Origin of the sequence: Streptomyces mirabilis (assembly GCF_039503195.1) — a bacterium.
In the GTDB taxonomy this organism is placed as follows: domain Bacteria; phylum Actinomycetota; class Actinomycetes; order Streptomycetales; family Streptomycetaceae; genus Streptomyces; species Streptomyces mirabilis_D.
Genome location: NZ_JBCJKP010000001.1, coordinates 10,429,041 through 10,446,260, shown reverse-complemented (window position 1 = coordinate 10,446,260; position 17,220 = coordinate 10,429,041). Strand labels below are relative to the sequence as shown.

Here is a 17,220-nt window from a genome sequence, read left to right as displayed (position 1 = left end):
CGCCATGGCGACAACCATCCCAGCGAGGAGAGCCCCGAGGCAGGGCGCACCGACGATCAGCGCGACAGCATGCTCAAGCGACTGCTTGGCCTTGCGGTTGCCACGCCAGTCGGTCGTGCTCCGGTGCTGGAGCGCGTCGTTGGCGGCGTACCACAACCCGCCCAGGAGCGGGAGCAGGAGCACGGCCGTCACCACGAGGAGCGCGATGACCCTGCGCCGTTGCCGCGCGGACGTCGCGTCAGAGGAATCCGTCACGCGGGCAGCCTGCGCGGAAGCCGCCGCACGGCACCATTCGTACGCGTACTCAACCGCGTCGCAGGAGCCTCTGAAGGCACACCCGTGCGCTGATCACTGCTCCGGCGCGCCGTCGGCCGGCCCGCCGAGGTGTTCGGCCAGTTGGAAGAGCGCGGGCAGCGCGTTCGCGATGGCCGCGCGCTGTGGCCTGGGGCTGGGTGTCCGCCCCCGCTCTCGGCGCTCTCGCCCTCGCGCTGGCCGTCACCTGGTTCGTCACCCGGCGCCTGACCACTCCCGTGGTCAGGGTCGCGGCCACCGCCCGAGCGCTCGCCACCGGAGACCGCAGGGCCGCTCTCCACGACCAGACCCTGAGACGTGGCCGGGTCGTCGGTGACCTCGGGGAGCTGGCGGAGGCCGAGTCGGCACGGCTGTCCCTCCACCTGACCGAGGTAGACCTGAGCACCCTGGTCCGTGCCGCCGTGGCCGACCGCGAGGCCGAACCGCGCACCGCCGGACTGACCGTGCACACCCGCACGGGCGCTGCCCCCTTGCCGGTGCACGCCGACGCGGACCGCCTGCACCAGGCCCTCGGTAACCTGCCGAGCAACGCAGCACGCCACTGCCGTCCGGGCGACACGGTCACCGTCACCACCTCCACCACCGCTGCCGAGGCATTCGTCGAGGTGGCCGACACCGGTCCCGGCATCCCCGCCGACGAACTGCCCCATGTCTTCGACCGCCTCTGGCGCGGCAGCCGTGGCCGCGCGACCGGCGGCAGCGGCATCGGCCGTCGTCAAAGAGCTGGTCACCGCCCACGGCGGCACGGTCACCGCGGACTCCTCACCAAGCGGCGGGACCCGGATAACCCTCCGCCTGCCCAGGGCCGGCGCACGGCGCTCCGGGTCTGCCCTTGAATCGCGCGCAACGCCGGACGTTGCCCCGCAGGCAAATACCCCTAGGGGTATTTGACGCCTTTCTCGAAGCCGCCGTACTCTCGACAGCAGGAAACCCCCGGGGGTATTTGAGGAGGCAACGAAGTGGCTCGCGAAGTGACGCGGAGACGTTCGCGGCAGCCTGGGGCGACGGTGGGCTCGTGGTCGACGTACGGGAGGCGGACGAGTACGCAGCCGGGCCTGCGCCCGGCCCGCGGCTGATGCCGCTGCGCACCGTGCCCGCCCAGGCCCGCGACGGACGCCCGGTCGCGGCAGGACCCGTCGAGCACGCGGCCTGACCCCACACCGACACCTGACACCTGACACCTGACACCCGGCACCCGGCACCCGGCACCCGGCACCCGGCACCCGGCCAGAAGAGAAGGAGCTCCGCCTTGACCGCCACCCCCTCACCCACCGGCGAGCCGATCTCCGGCCGCCACCGCGTCGCTGTCATCGGCGGCGGCAGCGCCGGCATCAGCGTCGCCGCCCGCCTGCGCCGAGCCGGCGTCACCGACATCACCCTGATCGAACCCTCCGACACCCACTGGTACCAGCCACTGTGGACCCTGGTCGGCGGCGGCCAGGCACCCCTGCGCGCCACCCGCCGCCCCGAAGGATCCGTCATACCCGACGGCGTGCGCTGGATCCGCCGGCGCGCCCAGGCCGTCGACCCCGACGCCCGCACGGTGACGCTCTCCGGCGGCGCCGAACTCACCTACGAGTACCTGGTGCCGGCGCCCGGCCTCCAGCTCGACTGGGACGGCGTGCCCGGCCTCGCCGAGGCGATCGGCCACGACCGGGTGAGCAGCAACTACGCGCCCGAGTACGCTCCGCGCACCTGGGAGCTGATCAGGCGGATGCGCTCCGGCACCGCGGTCTTCACGCACCCGGCGTCTCCGCTGAAGTGCGGCGGCGCCCCGCAGAAGATCGCCTACCTGGCCGCGGACTATTGGCGCAAGCAGAAATTGCTTGACCGGATCCGGATCATCCTCGTCCTCCCGGACCCGGCGCTGTTCAAGGTGGCCGCCTGGTCACAGGTCCTGGAGAAGGTGGCCGCCCGGTACGGGATCGAGGTGCGGCTGCGCTCCGAGATGACCGCCGTCGACGGTGACGCCCGCGAGATCACCGTCACCGACCACGCGAACGGCACGAAGGAGACCATCGGCTACGACCTCCTGCACGCCGTGCCGCCGCAGAGCGCACCCGACTGGATCAAGACGGGCCCGCTCGCCGACCCGGCAAGCCCCCAGGGGTTCGTCGCCGCGGACAAGCACACGCTCCAACACCCGTCCTACGACAACGTCTTCACACTCGGTGACGTGGCGAACCTGCCCACGTCCAAGACCGGCGCCGCCGTGCGCAAGCAGGCCCCGGTCGTGGCCGCCAATCTGCTCGCCGCGATGAACGGCCGGACTCCTTCGCACCGTTACGACGGCTACACGTCCTGTCCGCTGGTGACGGCCCGCGACCGGATGCTGCTCGCCGAGTTCGACTACGACCTGAACCCCACACCCAGCTTCCCGCTGATCAACCCCTTCAAGGAGCGGCGCACGATGTGGGCGTTCAAGCGGTACGGCCTGCCGCCGGTGTACTGGCACGGCATGCTCACCGGCCGCCTCTGACCGGCCGGCCCGGGACATCCCCCGGCCCGGGCCGGTCACCCCGCCCTCGAAACAAGGGCGACCAGACCCTCTTATATACCCCCAGGGGTATGGAGCACCTTGCTCTTCCGACACGGAGGTCATCCGCCATGTTCTTCGCCCAGTACTACCTCGACTGCCTCTCCCAGGCGTCATACATGATCGCCGACGAGACCACCGGCCGGGCGGTCGTCGTCGACCCCCGCCGTGACGTCTCCGAGTACCTCACCGACGCAGCCGCCCATGGCTTCACCATCGAGGCCGTCGTCAACACCCACTTCCACGCCGACTTCCTCGCCGGCCACCTGGAGCTGGCCGACCGCACCGGCGCCTGGATCGGCTACGGGCAGCGCGCCGAGACCGAGTACCCCATCCGCAAGCTGACCGACGACGAGCGCATCAGCCTCGGCGACGTGCACCTGCAGATCCTCGAAACCCCCGGCCACACGCCGGAGTCGATCAGCGTCCTGGTGTACGAGCACGCCGACGACGCCGCCCCCTACGGCGTCCTCACCGGGGACGCGCTGTTCATCGGCGACGTGGGCCGGCCCGACCTGCTCGCCTCGATCGGCGTGACCGCCGACGAACTCGGCCGCATGCTCTACGAGAGCATCCAGCACAAGCTGATGGCCCTGCCCGGCGCCGTCCGGGTCTTCCCCGCGCACGGCGCCGGCTCCGCCTGCGGCAAGAACCTCTCCACCCAGCGCCAGTCCACCATCGGCGAACAGCGCGCCACCAACTACGCCTGCCGCCCGATGAGCGAGGAGAAGTTCGTCGAGCTGGTCACCGAGGGACAGCCGTCCGCGCCCGCGTACTTCGTCTACGACGCCATCCTCAACCGCAAGGAGCACGACCTGTTCGACGCCGCCGCCGCGCCCCTGCCGCTGTCGGTCGGGGAGTTCATGCAGCGGCGCGCTGCGGGGGCGGTCGTGGTCGACGCCCGCTCGCCGCAGGACTTCGCCCCGGGGTATCTGCGCGGCTCGGTCAACGTGCCCGCGGACGGCCGCTTCGCCGAACAGGCCGGCATGGTCGTCTCCCCCGAGCAGGACGTCGTCGTCATCGCGCCGCAGGACCGCGAGGAGGAGGTCGTCACCCGGCTCGCCCGGATCGGCTTCGACAAGGTCGGCGGCTACCTGCGCGAGCCCGACGGCGCCTTCCCCTCGCTGGCCGACGAGATGGAACAGGCGAGCCGCCTGACTGCCGACGAACTGCGCCGCCTGCTCGACGACGAACCCCCGCTGGTCCTGGACGTGCGCAACGCCGCCGAGCGTGAAGAGGGCTTCATCGAGGGCTCCCTGCACATCCCGCTGGCCGAACTCGCCCGCCGCGTCGACGAGATCCCGGTCGACCGGCCCCTGGTCGTCCACTGCGCGGGCGGTCACCGCTCCTCCGTCGCCGCCAGCCTGCTGCGCCACCAGGGCCGCGCCGACGTCTCGGACCTGCTCGGCGGCTACGGCGCCTGGCTCGCCCTGCCGACATCGGCCGACGTCTGATCCACCACACGCCGGGCGGCGGCCGAACCCATCGGCCGCCGCCCACCCCGCCAGCCGCATCAGCGACAGCAAGGAACCCGCGATGACCACCCGTGCCGACAAACCCCGACTCGATCCCGCAACGCTGCGCGACCTGACGCAGGACGGCGATGGCCCGCGCCTGCTGGACGTGCGTACACCCGGCGAGTTCCGCACCGCCCACATCCCCGGCTCCTACAACGTGCCCCTCGACACCCTGCGCGAGCACCGCGACGAACTGCTGCACCACCTCGACGAGGACGTCATACTCATCTGCCGCTCCGGCGCCCGCGCCGCCCAGGCCGAACAGGCCCTGGCCGAAGCCGGACTGCCCAACCTGCGCGTCCTCGACGGCGGCGTCATGGCGTGGGAGACCGCCGGAGGCCCGCTCACCCGGGGCCCGGAACGCTGGGACCTGGAGCGCCAGGTGCGCCTGGTCGCCGGAACCATCGTGGTGGTCACCGGTATCGTGGGCCTGTTCGTGCCCGGACTGCACCTGATCGGCACGGCCGTCGGGGCCGGGTTGGCCTTCGCCGCCCTGACCAACACCTGCGCGCTGGGCATGCTGCTGGCGAAGCTGCCCTACAACCGCGGACCGCGCACCGATCTCGACACGGTTGTCGCCGCCCTGCGGGGCCTGTCGTGATCGCCCTGGTCGTCGCCTCATCCCTGCCGATCGGGGCCGGCCTGGGCGTCCTGGGCGGGGGCGGGTTCGAACACGAGCAGGTGACTGGGACGCTGCTCGCCGACCAGGCGGGCCACCTCCGCAGCAAGCCTGGGCAACGCGATGTCGACGAGAGCACCGTCCGGGTGACCGGCCAGTTCCACGCGATGGACGCCCAGTTCCCATGCGGCGCAGGCGAGTTCGCCCGCGCGGACGGTGTGCAGGTCGCCGGGCCTGCCGTGCAGGGTGGACGCTTCACCATGGGTGAAGCAGAGCACCGTCGTGGGCACGCCGCCGTCGGACAGCGGGGTCAGCAGGCCGCCCAGCCCGAACGACTCGTCGTCGGGATGGGCGACCACCGTCGGCACCCGCCGCACTCCGTCCGGCAGACCGCGCTCGGAACCGGTCATCTCAGGTGTAGATGATCTGGCCGCCGGCCGCGTGTTCGTAGAACTCGCCGACCGTGATGATGTCCTGGACCTGGTCGACGAGGTCGTCCTTGTCGAGTTCGAACAGGTCGACCGACGCCTTGCAGGCGTAGATGCCCGCGCCGGTGTCGGCGATCATCTCGAGGAACTCGGGGATCGGCGGGATGTCGAGCCTGTCCATCTTGCGTTCCATGTACCGGGTGATCAGGTCCGGCACGCCGGGCATGCCGCCGAGCAGGGTCGGCAAGTGCAGGCCCGGATTGCCCACGGTGGCGAGCTTGATGTGCTCCCAGCGCTTCTTCGTGATGGCGTCGAGGCCAAAGAAGGTGAAGAACAGGTCGGCCTCGATGCCCTCCGCGCGGGCGCCGTTGGCCATGATCAGGGCCGGGTAGATCCCCTCCAGGGATCCCTTGGAGACAATGATCGAGATCTTCTCGATCGTGGCGGTGTCAGCCATGGCGGACCGTCTCCTTCTCAGATGCAGCCGCGGGGCTTGGGGATGCCGGCGATCTTCGCCGCAGTCTTCGCCGGCCCCTTCGGGAAGAGCTGGTAGAGCTCCTTGACGCTGACGCCGGAGGTCTTGCCGAGGACGCGAACCGTCGGCCCGGTGCCCTTCTCTACATACTGGATGCGCATGAAGCGGATGACCGTCCAGTGCCGGTCGGTCAATGTGTCGATGCCGAGTTCCTTGGCGATCTGTTCAGCCATCGGCTCGGTCCAGCGGCCGGGGTCGGTGAAGAAGCCTTCGTCGTCGACCGGGACGGGAGTGCCGTCATAGGTGGCGGTGGGCATGTCGGTGCTCCTTTGGTTCAGGCGTGGGCGCGGCGCTTGCCGCGCTCGGGCATGGCCGAGCCGATGCCGGGCAGCTCCCGGCCAGGCAGGAGGCTGTGCCAGTACAGCCACTCAAAAGCGAGCTTGCCGAGGTGGTTGGCGTGCGACTCCTTCAGCAGCGGCAGGCCGAGGGGGCCAGGGAAGTGGCCGGGCAGCGGTTCGGTGTCGTAGTTGAAGTCAATGAGCAGGGCCTTGTGGAAGCCGGTCTCGACGAAGCAGTTGGCGTGCCCGTCGAAGGAGGCGTCCAGGGGCTGCCCGGCGAGGAAGCGGCCAATGTTGTGCACCAGAACCTCGCCCTCGAAGTGGGCCACCGACCCGGCCTTTGAGGCGGGCAGGCCGGACGCGTCCCCGATGGCGAACACCTCAGGATGTTCGGGGTGTTGGAGGGTATGCGGGTCGACGGGCACGAAGTCCAGCTCGTCCCCGAGGCCCTCGGAGCGTCCGACGTACTCCGCGCCACCGTGCAGCGGGACGACGACCGCCAGGTCGAACGGCACCTCCCGTTCGTCGTACGAGGCCAGCCGACCGCCCGGGCCGTCGACCTCGCCGAGGGTGAACTCGGTGACCAGTTCGATGCCCTTGTCCGCCAGCAGCCCGCCGAGCGCCTTCGCCGCGACCGGCTTGGTGAAGGCGGCGTCCAGCGGGGTGGCGTAGGCCAGTTGGACCTTGTCGCGGATGCCGCGCTGCTGGAAGTACCAGTCGGCGAGGAAGGCGAACTCCAGGGGTGCCACAGGGCACTTGAGCGGCAGGTCCGCCACGTCGACCACCACGCGGCCGCCGTCGAAGCGCTCCAGCGCATGGCGCAGACCGACGGCGCCGGGCAGGTCGTAGAAGGTGAAGACGTTCTCGCCCCAGCCGGGACCGGTCAGTCCCTCGGTCTCCTCCGGCAACAGCCGGGCGCCGGTGGCGACCACAAGGACGTCGTAGGACACCCGGATGCCACCGCCGAGGTACACCGTCCGCCCGTTCAGGTCGACTCGCTCGATCCGTGCCTGCTTGTAGTCGACGACGGTGTTCAGCTGCTGCGGGCGGGAGCGGACGAGGTGGTGGGGCTGGGCCAGCCCGAAAGGGACGAACAGCAGACCGGGCTGATAGACGTGGTCGTCGTCCTGGTCGACGACCGTGATCCGGAAATCTCGCTCGTCGTACGTGCGCTGCAGGCGGTTGGCCGTCATGGTGCCGGCGGTTCCGCTTCCGAGAATCACCATGTGTGTGCCCATGTCCCCACTGTCATGCGGAAGACGAGAGCGAGACATGGGCCACTGGTCCCCACCCGAGTACCCACCGGGGTATGCCTTCGCTCAGCCCCTTGTTCGCCACAGCCGACTTGCCCGCCGCAAACCCGCAGACAAAATACCCAGCAGGGTATATCGCCACGGCAGCTTGCACGAGGGCCGAACGGCCCCTGTCGCACCCAGTCGGCCTCTCGATCCGCCGCGCCGTCCGCGGTCGACTGGAATCAGGCAGCAGTCGGCACCAGCGACCAGCGAGAAGGGCCCGGCCATGACCGCCAGCACGCAGCAGACCCCGAGCGCGAACCGGCCGCAGTCCACGGACGCGCACAGTTTCGAGGTCACCCACGTCGATCACGACGCCTACACCGTGAACATCCGCGGCCACCGCATCCAGGTCGACCAGCCCACCGAGGCAGGCGGCACGGACACCGCGCCCACCCCCACCGAGCTGTTCGCCGCCTCCCTGGCCACCTGTATCGCCTTCTACGCGGGCAGCTACCTCCACCGGCACGGCCTGCCCCGCACCGGCCTGCGGGTCCGTACGGAGTTCACGATGGCCACCGACCGCCCCGCCCGGGTCGCCTCCCTGCGCGTCGTGGTCGTGCCGCCGCCGGAGCTCCCCGAGCAGCGCCGGGCCGCCCTGCTGGCGGTGGCCTCGCACTGCACGGTGCACAACACCCTCCACGAGCCGCCCGAGATCGAGATCGAACTGGAGCCATGAGCACGTCCTTGGTGCCCGCCGCGTCGGCACTGGGGAGCGCCCCAGGGGCCTGATCGGGGACGACGAGGTGCTGGACGGCCCGTACGGCCCGAAGCGGATCGCCATGATGGTGGCGGATCTTGCGCCGGTGGTACAGGACGTCGAAGTTATGCCTTCTGGGCCGTGGCCGCCGAGTCCACCGCTTTGGTCGCGGCCGAACCTGGTGTCGCCGGATGCCCGGCATGGGCAGCCCGTCAGCGGTGGACGTTGATGGTGGCCATCATGCCGAGGTCCTCGTGGTCGAGAACGTGGCAGTGGTAGACGCTGCGGCCGGGGTAATCGGTGAACGGGATACGCAGCCGCACCCAGCCCCGCGCGGGCACGAGCACAACATCCTGGCGCAGCCCGGTCGGGGGTGCGCCGGTGCTGGTTGCCAGCACCTGAAACGGCCAGACGTGCAGATGGAACGGATGATCCATGGGACTGGTGTTGACCACGGTCCACTCCTCGACGGTGTCGAGCGGGACGGTCTGGTCGTCGCGGTCCGGGTCGAAGGTGCGCCCGTCGATGGTGAACATCCCCGTGCCTGTGCCGCCCATCATGCCCATGCCCATGTTCATGGCGAAGGTGAGCCGACGCTGACCGGCCACCCGGCCTTGCGGGGCGGGCGGGGCCGGCAGGGTGACTGGCAGCGGCGGCGGTGTCGCGGCCGGTCCGGAGGCTTCCAGGGTGGCCAGGGTGACCGGACCGGAGGTGGGCGGGCCGCCGCCCATCATGCCGATACTGCCCCGGTCGTACGGGTCGGCAACCAGCGTGTACCGGCCGTCGCGGACGGGGCGCACCAGCAGGTCGGTCCGGTTGCCCGGGGCCAGCACCACCTGGTCCCGCTCGGCGGGGGTCGGCAGGAACGCCCCATCCAGGGCGAGCTGGGTCAGCCGGTGGCCCTCCAGCCGCAGCGCGAGCACCCGGGAGACACAGCCGTTGATGACCCGCCACCGCTGCGCATCGCCGGGTGCGGCGGTGATGACGGGTTGGTGCTGGCCGTTGACCAGCACCAGGTCGCCTTCGCGGCCCATCGTCCTGGCCATCATGTTCGGCGCGGCGACCCGGCCGGCCCCGTCGAGGGTGGTGTCGGTGACCAGCAGGGCCAGGTCGTCGGTCACCGGCAGATCCGGGTCCGGACCGCCGTCGACCAGCAGCGCCCCGGCCAGGCCGGCGAAGATCTGGTCGGCGACGGTGCCGTGGTGATGCGGGTGGTACCAGTACGTGCCGGGCGGGTGGTCGGCCGGGATACGGTGCGCGTAGTCGAAGCTGCCGTCGGGGTCGACGGTGACGAACGGGTTGTCGCCGTTGCCGCGCGGAGACACGTGCAGGCCGTGGGTGTGCAGGTTGGTCGGCTGGTCGATGTGGTTGACCAGTCGCACCCGCAGCAGGTCCCCAGGTCGTACCCGCAGGGTTGGCCCCGGGCAGGTGCCGTTGTACCCCCATGCCAGGGTGTCCCGCCCGGCCAGGCGCACTCCGGGGGCGGCGGTCAGCGACACATTCAGGACCCCGTCGCGACTGGCCAGCACCGGCGGTTGGGCCAGGTCCTGGCCGGAGGTGCCCCTGCTCGGGGCGCCCGGACCGGTGGCCCGGTTGGTCGCGCCGACGGCGACGTTGGCCGTGCCCAGTCCGATCAGGCCCAAGGCCCGGCGCCGGCTGATCGGCGCGCCGGTCACCGCAGCACCCTCCACCGGTGCTGGTACTCCTGCTCGTCGATCTCCCCGCCTGCGTAGCGCTCATCGAGGATCCGTCGCGCCACCGAACCCGAATCGGACGCGCCGCTGGCAGATCCTCGGCCGTTTCGCGCCAGCCGCAATACGGCGTAGCCGATGATCAGCAGACCGGCCACGACCAGCACCGGCCACACCCACATCCAGCCGATCGCCTGCCCGTCCATCTTCGCAATCACGTCCCCTGAAGCGGTTCCCCTGAACCCAACCTAGCTCGGCTCGTCGCGACATGCCCGCCGTGCTCATGCCGCTGCTGGACGCCATCCCGCCCATCCGCGGTCTGCGCGGCCGGCCACGCGGCCGCCCGCGACGGCTGTTCGCCGACCGCGGCTACGACTTCGACAAGTACCGCCGCCTCATCCGAGCCCGCGGAATCACCCCGAAGATCGCCCGTCGCGGCACCTCGCACGGCTCCGGACTCGGCAAGACCCGTTGGGTCGTCGAGCGCAACCCGCCTGGCTCCACCCGTTCAGACGACTCCGCATCCGCTACGAGATACGCGCCGACCTCCACCTCGGCCTACTCCAACTCGCCTGCAGCATCACCTGCTTGAGACGACTCCGAACCTCATTCTGAAACGATCAGCAATCACGGCGTCCGGTGATGCGTACGGTGAGCGCGGGCTATCCGTACACTCCCCGGGCATGAGCGAGCTCGGGGCACCCGCAGCGTCCGCGGGTGCCCAGGAACCCACCGCTCAGCGGCTGCGCAGGGCGGCGAGCGTGGCGTCGAGATCGGCCGCGCGGTGGCGGTTGTGGGGCAGCTTGCCCAGGAGGGCCGCCATGCCGCATGTGTCGGTGACCGCGGAGAAGACCAGCCCGCCCGCGATGCCCGCGGCGAGGAGCTGGAAGGCGGAGTGCACAAGCAGACCGAGGACGAGCCCCAGGAGCACCACCGCCCCGGCGGTGAAGCGCACCTGCCGCTCCATGCTCCAGCCGGACCGAGTGTCGCAGGCGGCGGGACGATGCAGGTCGTGCCCCTCGGCGGCCCAGGCGCCGGTACCGCCGGCGAGCGTGGCCGTGGCGACACCCTGTTCGGCCAGCACCTTGCAGGCGTTCTCGGAGCGCGCGCCGGAGGCGCACACGACGAGGACGTCACCGCGCTCGGCGGCGTGCCGTATCTCCGGCAGGGCGCGGCGGACGTGGTCCAGGGGGATGTTCAGGGCGCCGGGCAGATGACCGGAGGCGTACTCGGCGGGCGTGCGCACGTCGATGACGGTGAGCTCGTGGAGCCGGGTGCGGGCCTGGTCGGTGGCGAGGCTGACGGGGGTGAGGGGGCTGGTCATGGCAGATGTGATCCTTAATCGTCGACGCCGTCCCGCACCGGGACGTACAGTACCCCTAGGGGTATTTCTTGAGGAGTGATCGTGGAACTGGAGCTTGAGGGTGCGGACCTGAAGGCCGTGCTGAACCGACTGCGCCGCGCGCAGGGTCAGATCTCCGGCGTGATCCGGATGATCGAGGAGGGGCGCGACTGCGAGGACGTCGTCACCCAGCTCGCCGCCGCTTCACGCGCTCTCGACCGTGCCGGATTCGCGATCATCGCGACCGGCATGCAGCAGTGCATGACCGACATCGAGTCCGGCCGCAAGAACGGCGAGGACGCCCAGCAGATGCGCGCCCGCCTGGAGAAGCTCTTCCTGTCCCTGGCCTAGGGCCGGCCCGGGCCTCGGGGGTTCGGCGCATCACGCCGCCGCGTCGATCAGCATGAAGGCGGCCACGGCCAGCAGCACCAGGGCGAAGATCCGCTGCAGCGTGCCCCCGGAGACCTTCGTGGCCAGCCGTTTCCCGTCCCAGGCGCCGAGGATCGCGGCCCCGGCGAAGGGGCCGACGACCGCCCAGTCCAGTCCGTCGACCGTACCGGCGCGAGCCGCCAGCGCGGCCAGGGAGTTGACGGTGATGACCAGCAGGCTGGTACCCACCGCGTTCCGCATCCGCATGCCGAGCACACTCACCAGCGCCGGTACGGCGAGGAAGCCGCCGCCGACGCCGAGAACGCCGGTGACCGCGCCCAGCCCGGCACCCGCGGCCGCGGCCCGGCCCGGCCGTACCGGCACCATGGTGTCCGCGTGCCGACGGGTCCGCAGCATACGGAGTGCGGCCGCTCCCGCCACCACCGCGAAGGCCGCCGTCAGCGCGGCGGCCGGGATACGTCCGGCGAGCGCGCCGCCGAGCATCGCCGGGCCGATCCCGGCCGCCGCGAACAGCAGCCCCGTCCGCCAGCGGACGTTCCCGTCGCGGGCGTGCGCGGACATCGCGGTGGCCGAGGTGACAGCGACGATGACCAGGCTCGCGGTGGTGGCCGCGACCGGGGTGAAACCGAGCAGGTAGATCAGGGCGGGGACGGCCAGCACGCTGCCGCCACCACCGAGCGCGCCGAGCGCAAGACCGATGACCGCACCGGCGGTCAGGGCGAGTATGAGAGTGCTCACGCGACGGTGCCGTTCCCGCCGTGCGGGTCCACCACCGGCAGCCCCGCCTCGGCCCAGTCCCGCATGCCGCCGATCACGTCCACGGCCTCCGCACCCCAGGCGGCCAGCAGTTCGGCCGCCTGCAGGGAGCGGTTGCCCGAGCGGCAGATCAAGACCAGGGGCCGTACCTGCGCCTCAGCGGGCAGCCCGGCCCCGGCGGCCAGTGCCGAGAGGGACAGGTGTACGGCTCGGGGGGCGTGCCCCGCCTGCCATTCGTAGGGTTCGCGGACGTCGAGCAGCACGGCGTCGCCTCCGCTGTCGGCGGCGTTGCCGTGGCCGGTGCGTGCGGCTGCCTCCTGCACGGTCACGCGGCCCGGGCCGCCCCGACCTCGTCGGAAAATGCTCATCTCGGTTTCTCGCTCCTGTTTCCCATATCGGTACGGAAGATCGGCAGGGCCGGTGCGGCGTCCGGCGCCGTCAGGGGGTCCACACGGTGAGCCCGGCCTTCTCGGCCGCGTCGAAGGAATCGTCCACGGCAACGACCTCGCGACCGGCCGCGTCCAGCAGGGAGGCTGCGATGGCGGCACGCATGCCGCCTGCGCAGTGCACCCACACCTCGCCGGCGGAGACCTCGTCGAGGCGGCGGTGCAGGGCGTGGACCGGGATGTGGACCGAGCCCTCGATGTACCCGCTTGCCCGCTCGGAGCCACGCCGGACGTCGAGCACGACGACGCCCTCCGCCGGGTGCCGACCCGCGAGGTCGGCGAATGTCGCACGGCGGAAGGAAGCCGGTGCATCAACCTCCGGCACCCAGCCGCCGGGGTCGCCGGTGGCCGCCGCGGCGGGGCGGTCGATGCCCACGCGGACCAGCTCGCGCTGGGCTGCGGCGAGTTGCTCCGGCGACTCGGCGAGCAGTGTGACCGGCTTGCCCCAGGGGATCAGCCAGGCGAGATAGGTGGCGAGCTGCCCTTCGGCCTCGAAGTTGAACGAGCCGGACACGTGCCCCGCGGCGAACGCGACGCGGTTGCGCAGGTCCACCGCCCACTCCCCCGCCGCCAGCCGGGCGGCTATGTCCTCGGCGTCGGCGACAGCGGGCGGGGTCAGGTCGAGGGGCGCAGGTCCGGCCGCGTTGGTCGGCCCCATGTGCGTGTAGTAGGCGGGAATGTCGTCCAGGCCGGCCAGCAGGTCGGCGACGAAGTCGTCCACGTCCCGGGTGAGGGCTTCGTTGGACGCCTTCTCCTTGCCGATGGTCGTGTCGCTGCCCTCCGCCTGGGAGGACGAGCAGAAGCTGCCGAAGCCGTGCGTGGGCAACACAGCCGTGTCGTCGGGCAGTTCGGCGGCCAGCCGGTGTGCGGAGGCATGCTGGGCCCGGGCCAGGTGTTCCGTGAGCCGCGGCTCCACGAGGTCGGGGCGGCCGACGGTGCCGATCAGCAGCGAGCCGCCGGTGAACACAGCGACCGCCGTGCCGTTCTCCTCCAGCGCATAGGAGGTGTGGTGCGGAGTGTGGCCGGGCGTCGCGAGCGCGCGCAGGATCAGGTCGGCCTCGGTGTCGATCTCCGTGCGGTCGCCGTCGTGCACCGGCACGCGCGCGAAGGAGACTCGGGCCCCGGCGGGAACGAGGTAGGCGGCGCCGGTGAGCCGGGCGAGCTCCAGGCCGCCGGTGACGTAGTCGTTGTGGACGTGCGTCTCGACGACCTGCGAGATCCGCACCCCGCGCCGGGCCGCCGCCGCGATCACCCGGTCCACGTCACGGGGCGGGTCGACCGCCACCGCCGTCCGCTCACCGCCCGCGAGGTAGCTCCGGTTGCCGAGCCCTGACACCTCGATCGTGTCGACGAAGAACACGAGGTACTCCCTTCCAGCGAAGAATTACCCCTGGGGGTATATCTTCGACGGTAACATGAGTACCCCAGGGGGTATTTTCAAGGGCAGGGAAAGCCCTCGGAAACGCCTCACGGGCAGCTCCAGCACGGCAGGACACCCGTCCCGCGCCGCGCGAACCGACCAGAAGGAACACCGCCATGCGCTACGACCGCACCGTGTACCTCGACACCGACTTCGCCACCGCCGTCAGCCGCGTCCGCGAGGCCCTCGCCGAGCAGGGCTTCGGCATCCTCACCGAGATCGACGTCACCGCCACTCTCAAGGCGAAGCTCGACCACGACATGGAGGACTACGTCATCCTCGGCGCCTGCAACCCGCCGCTCGCCCACCGCGCCCTGGAGGTGGACCGCACCATCGGCCTGCTGCTGCCCTGCAACGTCGTCGTCCGCCGCGACGGCGACCACACCGCCGTACACGCCCTCGACCCCGGCACGATGGTCACGCTCGCCGAACTCGACGCCCTGCGCCCTGTCGCCGAAGAGGCCACCCGTCGCCTCGACGCCGCCCTCGCCTCCCTCACCACGCCCGGCACGAGCGTCTGACGCCACCGACTCGGCACAACGGCGGCCGGACGTCCCCACCGAGAGCGTGACACCGGTGATGGGTCCGGGGGAGACGCAGTTCGCACCGTAGGCACGATCAGGACCGACTCAGGAGAAATTTCGCGCGCACCGCGGTACGGCACGACAGGTGGCCCGGAACAGGCCGCGACGGCTAGAGCTCAGAGTTCGACCGTGGTACCGGAGTAGGCCGCCTCAAGCTCCTGGGAGCGGTCGGCATAGCAGGTGATACGAGTGATCAGGCCGCCGATGACGTCGTAGACCTGGTACACCGTGGTTTCCAGACCGGACGCCGGCGCTGCCAGTCCGCAGGCCGAGGACGACGGCCGCCGGGTAGGTGAAGGTCTCTTCGACAGTCCCGTGCAGGCGGGCGCAGCGGCTGAGGACGTGGGAGCGCGCGGCAGCCGGCATCGTCCTCCTCACCCCAGAACGCGTGGGGGCGCAAGACGTCGACAATGAACTGCCAGTCGGCGGTCTCCACAGCTCTGCGCCCCTTGCGCACCCCAGGCGGGCGTGTCACGACGGGGCCGGTCGTGTGCGCGGACGGATGACCGCCATGGGGCACATGGATTACTGGAGGGGCGTGGCTGACCGAGCCGAGGGCCAGCCCGCGGAAGCCGCCGCGACCGCAGGTGCCGACGACGAGAAGGTCGGATAGGTCGGAGGCACGGGCCAGGGCGAGAACCGGGGATTCGTGTGCCAACTCCTCCACGACCTCTACATCCGGATACTCCTGGCGCAGGGGAGCAAGCCATTCCTGCAGTGCGCGCCGGTGTTTCGCGTCCGCCTCGTCCTGGGCACGGCTGACCGGCGCCGGCCCTCCGGGGGACTCCATGCGTACAGTGCCTGAAGCTGTGCACCGCGCAAGGAGTCCACAACGAGGGGGTGGACACCATCTGGGAAGCCGCGGAAAGCGGGGCGAGGGCGTGCACGCCGTAAACGCCGTAAAGAAGGGCCGGCGCCAGCGCGGCCCCTTCTGCCGTCCGTCCACCTCGGCCGTGCCGGTCCTCGCACCGACATCGCCGCTCAGGCCGCCGGTGGTCGGCGCCGCGGTGCCCTGCTGTGCCGTCAACTTCATCAGCTGGCGCAGGGCCGCGTCGGCCGAGGCGCTCATCTGCCGGGGCGCGCGGGCGATCTGCCGGTTGTCCACGGAGACCGGCACGATCACCGGCTGGTGGAACACGCCTGCCTTGGCAGTGGCGGCCACCGACGCCATGTCGAGCGGGCTGACGGGGACCTTGCCCTGTCCGATGTACGTCATCGCCTTCGACGCACCGCCGGTCGCCGGCACACTCCCGTCGAAGCTGGGCACGCCGGTGTTCCAGTTGAGGCCGAGACCGAACACGTCACGCGCTTCGTTCTCCACCGCGCCGTCCGGCAGGACCTGGACCGTCGACATGAAGGCGGTGTTGCAGGAAGCCTCGAAGTCCATGGCCAGGTTGGCATGGTCGATCTTCATCTTGTCCACGTTGTGGAAGGTGAGGCCGCCGTAGGAGAAGTACTGGGGGCAGTTCAGCGGCGTACTCGGGGTGAACTTGCCACTCTCCAGCAGTGTCGAGGCGGTGATCACCTTGAAGGTGGACCCAGGCGCATAGGTGCCCTGGAACGCCTTGTCGAAGCCCTTCGCCGGGGTCATGGCCACCGCCAGCACATCACCGGTGCTGGGCTGGACGGCGACCACCGACGCGTCCGGGCCCTGCTTCCTGACGTCCTTCTCCGCCTCGGCCTGCAGCTTCGCGTCGATCGTGGTCGGCAGCGGCTTCCCCGCCATGCCCTGTGCGAGCACTCGCAGCACCCGCCCTGCACTGCCGCCGGCGTTCTTGACGCGGATCTCGGTACCGGGCGTGCCCCGCATCTTCGTCCCGTACCGGGCCTGCAGCTGGCCGAGGATCCCGGCGAGTGACGGGTACTGCGCCGCGGTCAGTTCCTCGCCGTTGCGGTCCACGGCCTTGACCGGTGGTGCGCCGGCCGACGCGGCCACCACCGACTGACCTGCCGCCGGCTTCGGGTAGAGCACCGACGGCATCCACTTGACCACCGCGTGACCGTCCGTGCCGCGCACCACGGTCAGTGACGAGTCGTAGGACCAGGTCGACTTCTGCCCGGCGTAGTCCGTGCCCGGTCAGAGCTCCCAGTACCTCGTCGTCAATCAGGGCAACCACCGCTGCCTGAACGCCGACCTCGGCACCGTCGGCCGGAACGGCCAGAAGATCCGCGCCGTGAACTGCAATGGGCTGAGCGCCCAGCGGTGGCGCCTCGGCGCCTCCGGTCCGTCCGGCGCCCGGACACTGGTCAGCGTCCCGGACGGCTTCTGTCTGGACGCGGAGGCCATCTCTTCCGGGAAGGACGGTCAGCCGGTCCAGGGTTTCGGATGCGCGGGCAGCACCAACCAGGAGTGGAGCTGGTCCTGATACAC

At 70.9% G+C, this 17,220-nt stretch carries 20 protein-coding genes and 1 pseudogene; 10 read left to right on the top strand and 11 right to left on the bottom strand.

From position 1 onward, the window contains the following. Positions 1 to 452: 452 nt before the first annotated feature. From AAFF41_RS47590 to AAFF41_RS47570, 5 genes are all read left to right on the top strand, one after another. Entirely contained in the window at positions 453 to 1,148 is a 696-nt protein-coding gene (locus tag AAFF41_RS47590; RefSeq protein ID WP_343326033.1) for a sensor histidine kinase, read from the top strand. 179 nt (positions 1,149 to 1,327) lie between these two features. Continuing rightward, a complete protein-coding gene (locus AAFF41_RS47585) occupies positions 1,328 to 1,465 on the top strand; it encodes a rhodanese-like domain-containing protein (protein WP_343326032.1) in 138 nt (45 codons plus the stop codon). A 96-nt stretch (positions 1,466 to 1,561) separates the two neighbouring features. Beyond that, the gene (locus tag AAFF41_RS47580; RefSeq protein ID WP_319749753.1) at positions 1,562 to 2,791 is read left to right on the top strand and encodes an NAD(P)/FAD-dependent oxidoreductase; all 1,230 of its coding nucleotides are present in this window, start codon (positions 1,562 to 1,564) and stop codon (positions 2,789 to 2,791) included. A gap of 128 nt (positions 2,792 to 2,919) precedes the next feature. Further along, positions 2,920 to 4,302: an MBL fold metallo-hydrolase gene (locus tag AAFF41_RS47575; RefSeq protein ID WP_343326031.1), complete on the top strand. Its 1,383-nt coding sequence runs from the start codon at positions 2,920 to 2,922 to the stop codon at positions 4,300 to 4,302. A gap of 82 nt (positions 4,303 to 4,384) precedes the next feature. Continuing rightward, complete coding sequence (locus AAFF41_RS47570; protein WP_343326030.1) at positions 4,385 to 4,966, top strand: rhodanese-like domain-containing protein; 582 nt, start codon at positions 4,385 to 4,387, stop codon at positions 4,964 to 4,966. Positions 4,967 to 4,983: 17 nt separating this feature from the next. Here the strand turns inward: AAFF41_RS47570 and AAFF41_RS47565 are convergent, their stop codons facing one another. Genes AAFF41_RS47565 through sqr form a run of 4 tightly spaced genes read right to left on the bottom strand, consistent with a single transcriptional unit; the run spans position 4,984 to position 7,463 of the window. Further along, entirely contained in the window at positions 4,984 to 5,394 is a 411-nt protein-coding gene (locus AAFF41_RS47565; RefSeq protein ID WP_343326029.1) for a PIG-L family deacetylase, read from the bottom strand. Between the two features lies 1 nt (position 5,395). Beyond that, positions 5,396 to 5,869, bottom strand: coding sequence for a DsrE/DsrF/DrsH-like family protein (locus AAFF41_RS47560; RefSeq protein ID WP_319749758.1), 474 nt, complete (start codon positions 5,867 to 5,869; stop codon positions 5,396 to 5,398). A 17-nt stretch (positions 5,870 to 5,886) separates the two neighbouring features. Beyond that, a complete protein-coding gene (locus AAFF41_RS47555; RefSeq protein WP_319749759.1) occupies positions 5,887 to 6,204 on the bottom strand; it encodes a TusE/DsrC/DsvC family sulfur relay protein in 318 nt (105 codons plus the stop codon). A 17-nt stretch (positions 6,205 to 6,221) separates the two neighbouring features. Next, the gene (sqr, locus tag AAFF41_RS47550) at positions 6,222 to 7,463 is read right to left on the bottom strand and encodes a type III sulfide quinone reductase, selenoprotein subtype (RefSeq protein WP_343326028.1); all 1,242 of its coding nucleotides are present in this window, start codon (positions 7,461 to 7,463) and stop codon (positions 6,222 to 6,224) included. Between the two features lie 283 nt (positions 7,464 to 7,746). On the opposite strand from sqr, the gene AAFF41_RS47545 reads away from it, so the two are divergent. Beyond that, positions 7,747 to 8,199 carry an OsmC family protein gene (locus tag AAFF41_RS47545; RefSeq protein ID WP_343326027.1) on the top strand — a complete coding sequence of 151 codons (453 nt, stop codon included), beginning with the start codon at positions 7,747 to 7,749 and terminating at the stop codon, positions 8,197 to 8,199. Between the two features lie 233 nt (positions 8,200 to 8,432). On the opposite strand, the gene AAFF41_RS47540 is transcribed toward AAFF41_RS47545, so the two are convergent. Together AAFF41_RS47540 and AAFF41_RS47535 are read right to left on the bottom strand one after the other, a co-directional pair. Beyond that, positions 8,433 to 9,896 (bottom strand): multicopper oxidase family protein, encoded by a 1,464-nt coding sequence (locus AAFF41_RS47540; protein WP_319749762.1) that lies wholly within the window; start codon positions 9,894 to 9,896, stop codon positions 8,433 to 8,435. Continuing rightward, positions 9,893 to 10,129: an SHOCT domain-containing protein gene (locus AAFF41_RS47535; protein WP_319749763.1), complete on the bottom strand. Its 237-nt coding sequence runs from the start codon at positions 10,127 to 10,129 to the stop codon at positions 9,893 to 9,895. Before AAFF41_RS47535 ends, AAFF41_RS47540 begins: the two co-directional genes overlap by 4 nt. Before the next feature lie 62 nt (positions 10,130 to 10,191). On the opposite strand from AAFF41_RS47535, the pseudogene AAFF41_RS47530 reads away from it, so the two are divergent. Then, positions 10,192 to 10,526, top strand: a pseudogene (locus tag AAFF41_RS47530) (transposase); the annotation flags it as partial. A gap of 121 nt (positions 10,527 to 10,647) precedes the next feature. Here AAFF41_RS47530 and AAFF41_RS47525 read toward each other — a convergent pair. Then, positions 10,648 to 11,235: a rhodanese-like domain-containing protein gene (locus tag AAFF41_RS47525; RefSeq protein ID WP_319749764.1), complete on the bottom strand. Its 588-nt coding sequence runs from the start codon at positions 11,233 to 11,235 to the stop codon at positions 10,648 to 10,650. 81 nt (positions 11,236 to 11,316) lie between these two features. On the opposite strand from AAFF41_RS47525, the gene AAFF41_RS47520 reads away from it, so the two are divergent. Then, the gene (locus AAFF41_RS47520; RefSeq protein WP_075032675.1) at positions 11,317 to 11,604 is read left to right on the top strand and encodes a metal-sensitive transcriptional regulator; all 288 of its coding nucleotides are present in this window, start codon (positions 11,317 to 11,319) and stop codon (positions 11,602 to 11,604) included. A 30-nt stretch (positions 11,605 to 11,634) separates the two neighbouring features. Here the strand turns inward: AAFF41_RS47520 and AAFF41_RS47515 are convergent, their stop codons facing one another. The 3 genes from AAFF41_RS47515 to AAFF41_RS47505 form a co-directional block, all read right to left on the bottom strand. Beyond that, entirely contained in the window at positions 11,635 to 12,381 is a 747-nt protein-coding gene (locus tag AAFF41_RS47515) for a sulfite exporter TauE/SafE family protein (protein WP_319749765.1), read from the bottom strand. Next, entirely contained in the window at positions 12,378 to 12,767 is a 390-nt protein-coding gene (locus AAFF41_RS47510) for a rhodanese-like domain-containing protein (protein ID WP_319749766.1), read from the bottom strand. The genes AAFF41_RS47515 and AAFF41_RS47510 overlap by 4 nt, the downstream gene beginning before the upstream one ends. A 70-nt stretch (positions 12,768 to 12,837) precedes the next feature. Further along, positions 12,838 to 14,205: a rhodanese-like domain-containing protein gene (locus tag AAFF41_RS47505; RefSeq protein WP_343326026.1), complete on the bottom strand. Its 1,368-nt coding sequence runs from the start codon at positions 14,203 to 14,205 to the stop codon at positions 12,838 to 12,840. Between the two features lie 176 nt (positions 14,206 to 14,381). On the opposite strand from AAFF41_RS47505, the gene AAFF41_RS47500 reads away from it, so the two are divergent. Then, positions 14,382 to 14,786 carry a DUF302 domain-containing protein gene (locus AAFF41_RS47500; RefSeq protein WP_319749768.1) on the top strand — a complete coding sequence of 135 codons (405 nt, stop codon included), beginning with the start codon at positions 14,382 to 14,384 and terminating at the stop codon, positions 14,784 to 14,786. Between the two features lie 256 nt (positions 14,787 to 15,042). Here the strand turns inward: AAFF41_RS47500 and AAFF41_RS47495 are convergent, their stop codons facing one another. Next, complete coding sequence (locus AAFF41_RS47495) at positions 15,043 to 16,866, bottom strand: penicillin-binding transpeptidase domain-containing protein (RefSeq protein ID WP_343326025.1); 1,824 nt, start codon at positions 16,864 to 16,866, stop codon at positions 15,043 to 15,045. A gap of 52 nt (positions 16,867 to 16,918) precedes the next feature. Between AAFF41_RS47495 and AAFF41_RS47490 the strand changes: the two genes are divergently transcribed. After that, complete coding sequence (locus AAFF41_RS47490) at positions 16,919 to 17,215, top strand: RICIN domain-containing protein (protein WP_319749771.1); 297 nt, start codon at positions 16,919 to 16,921, stop codon at positions 17,213 to 17,215. Positions 17,216 to 17,220: the final 5 nt, after the last annotated feature.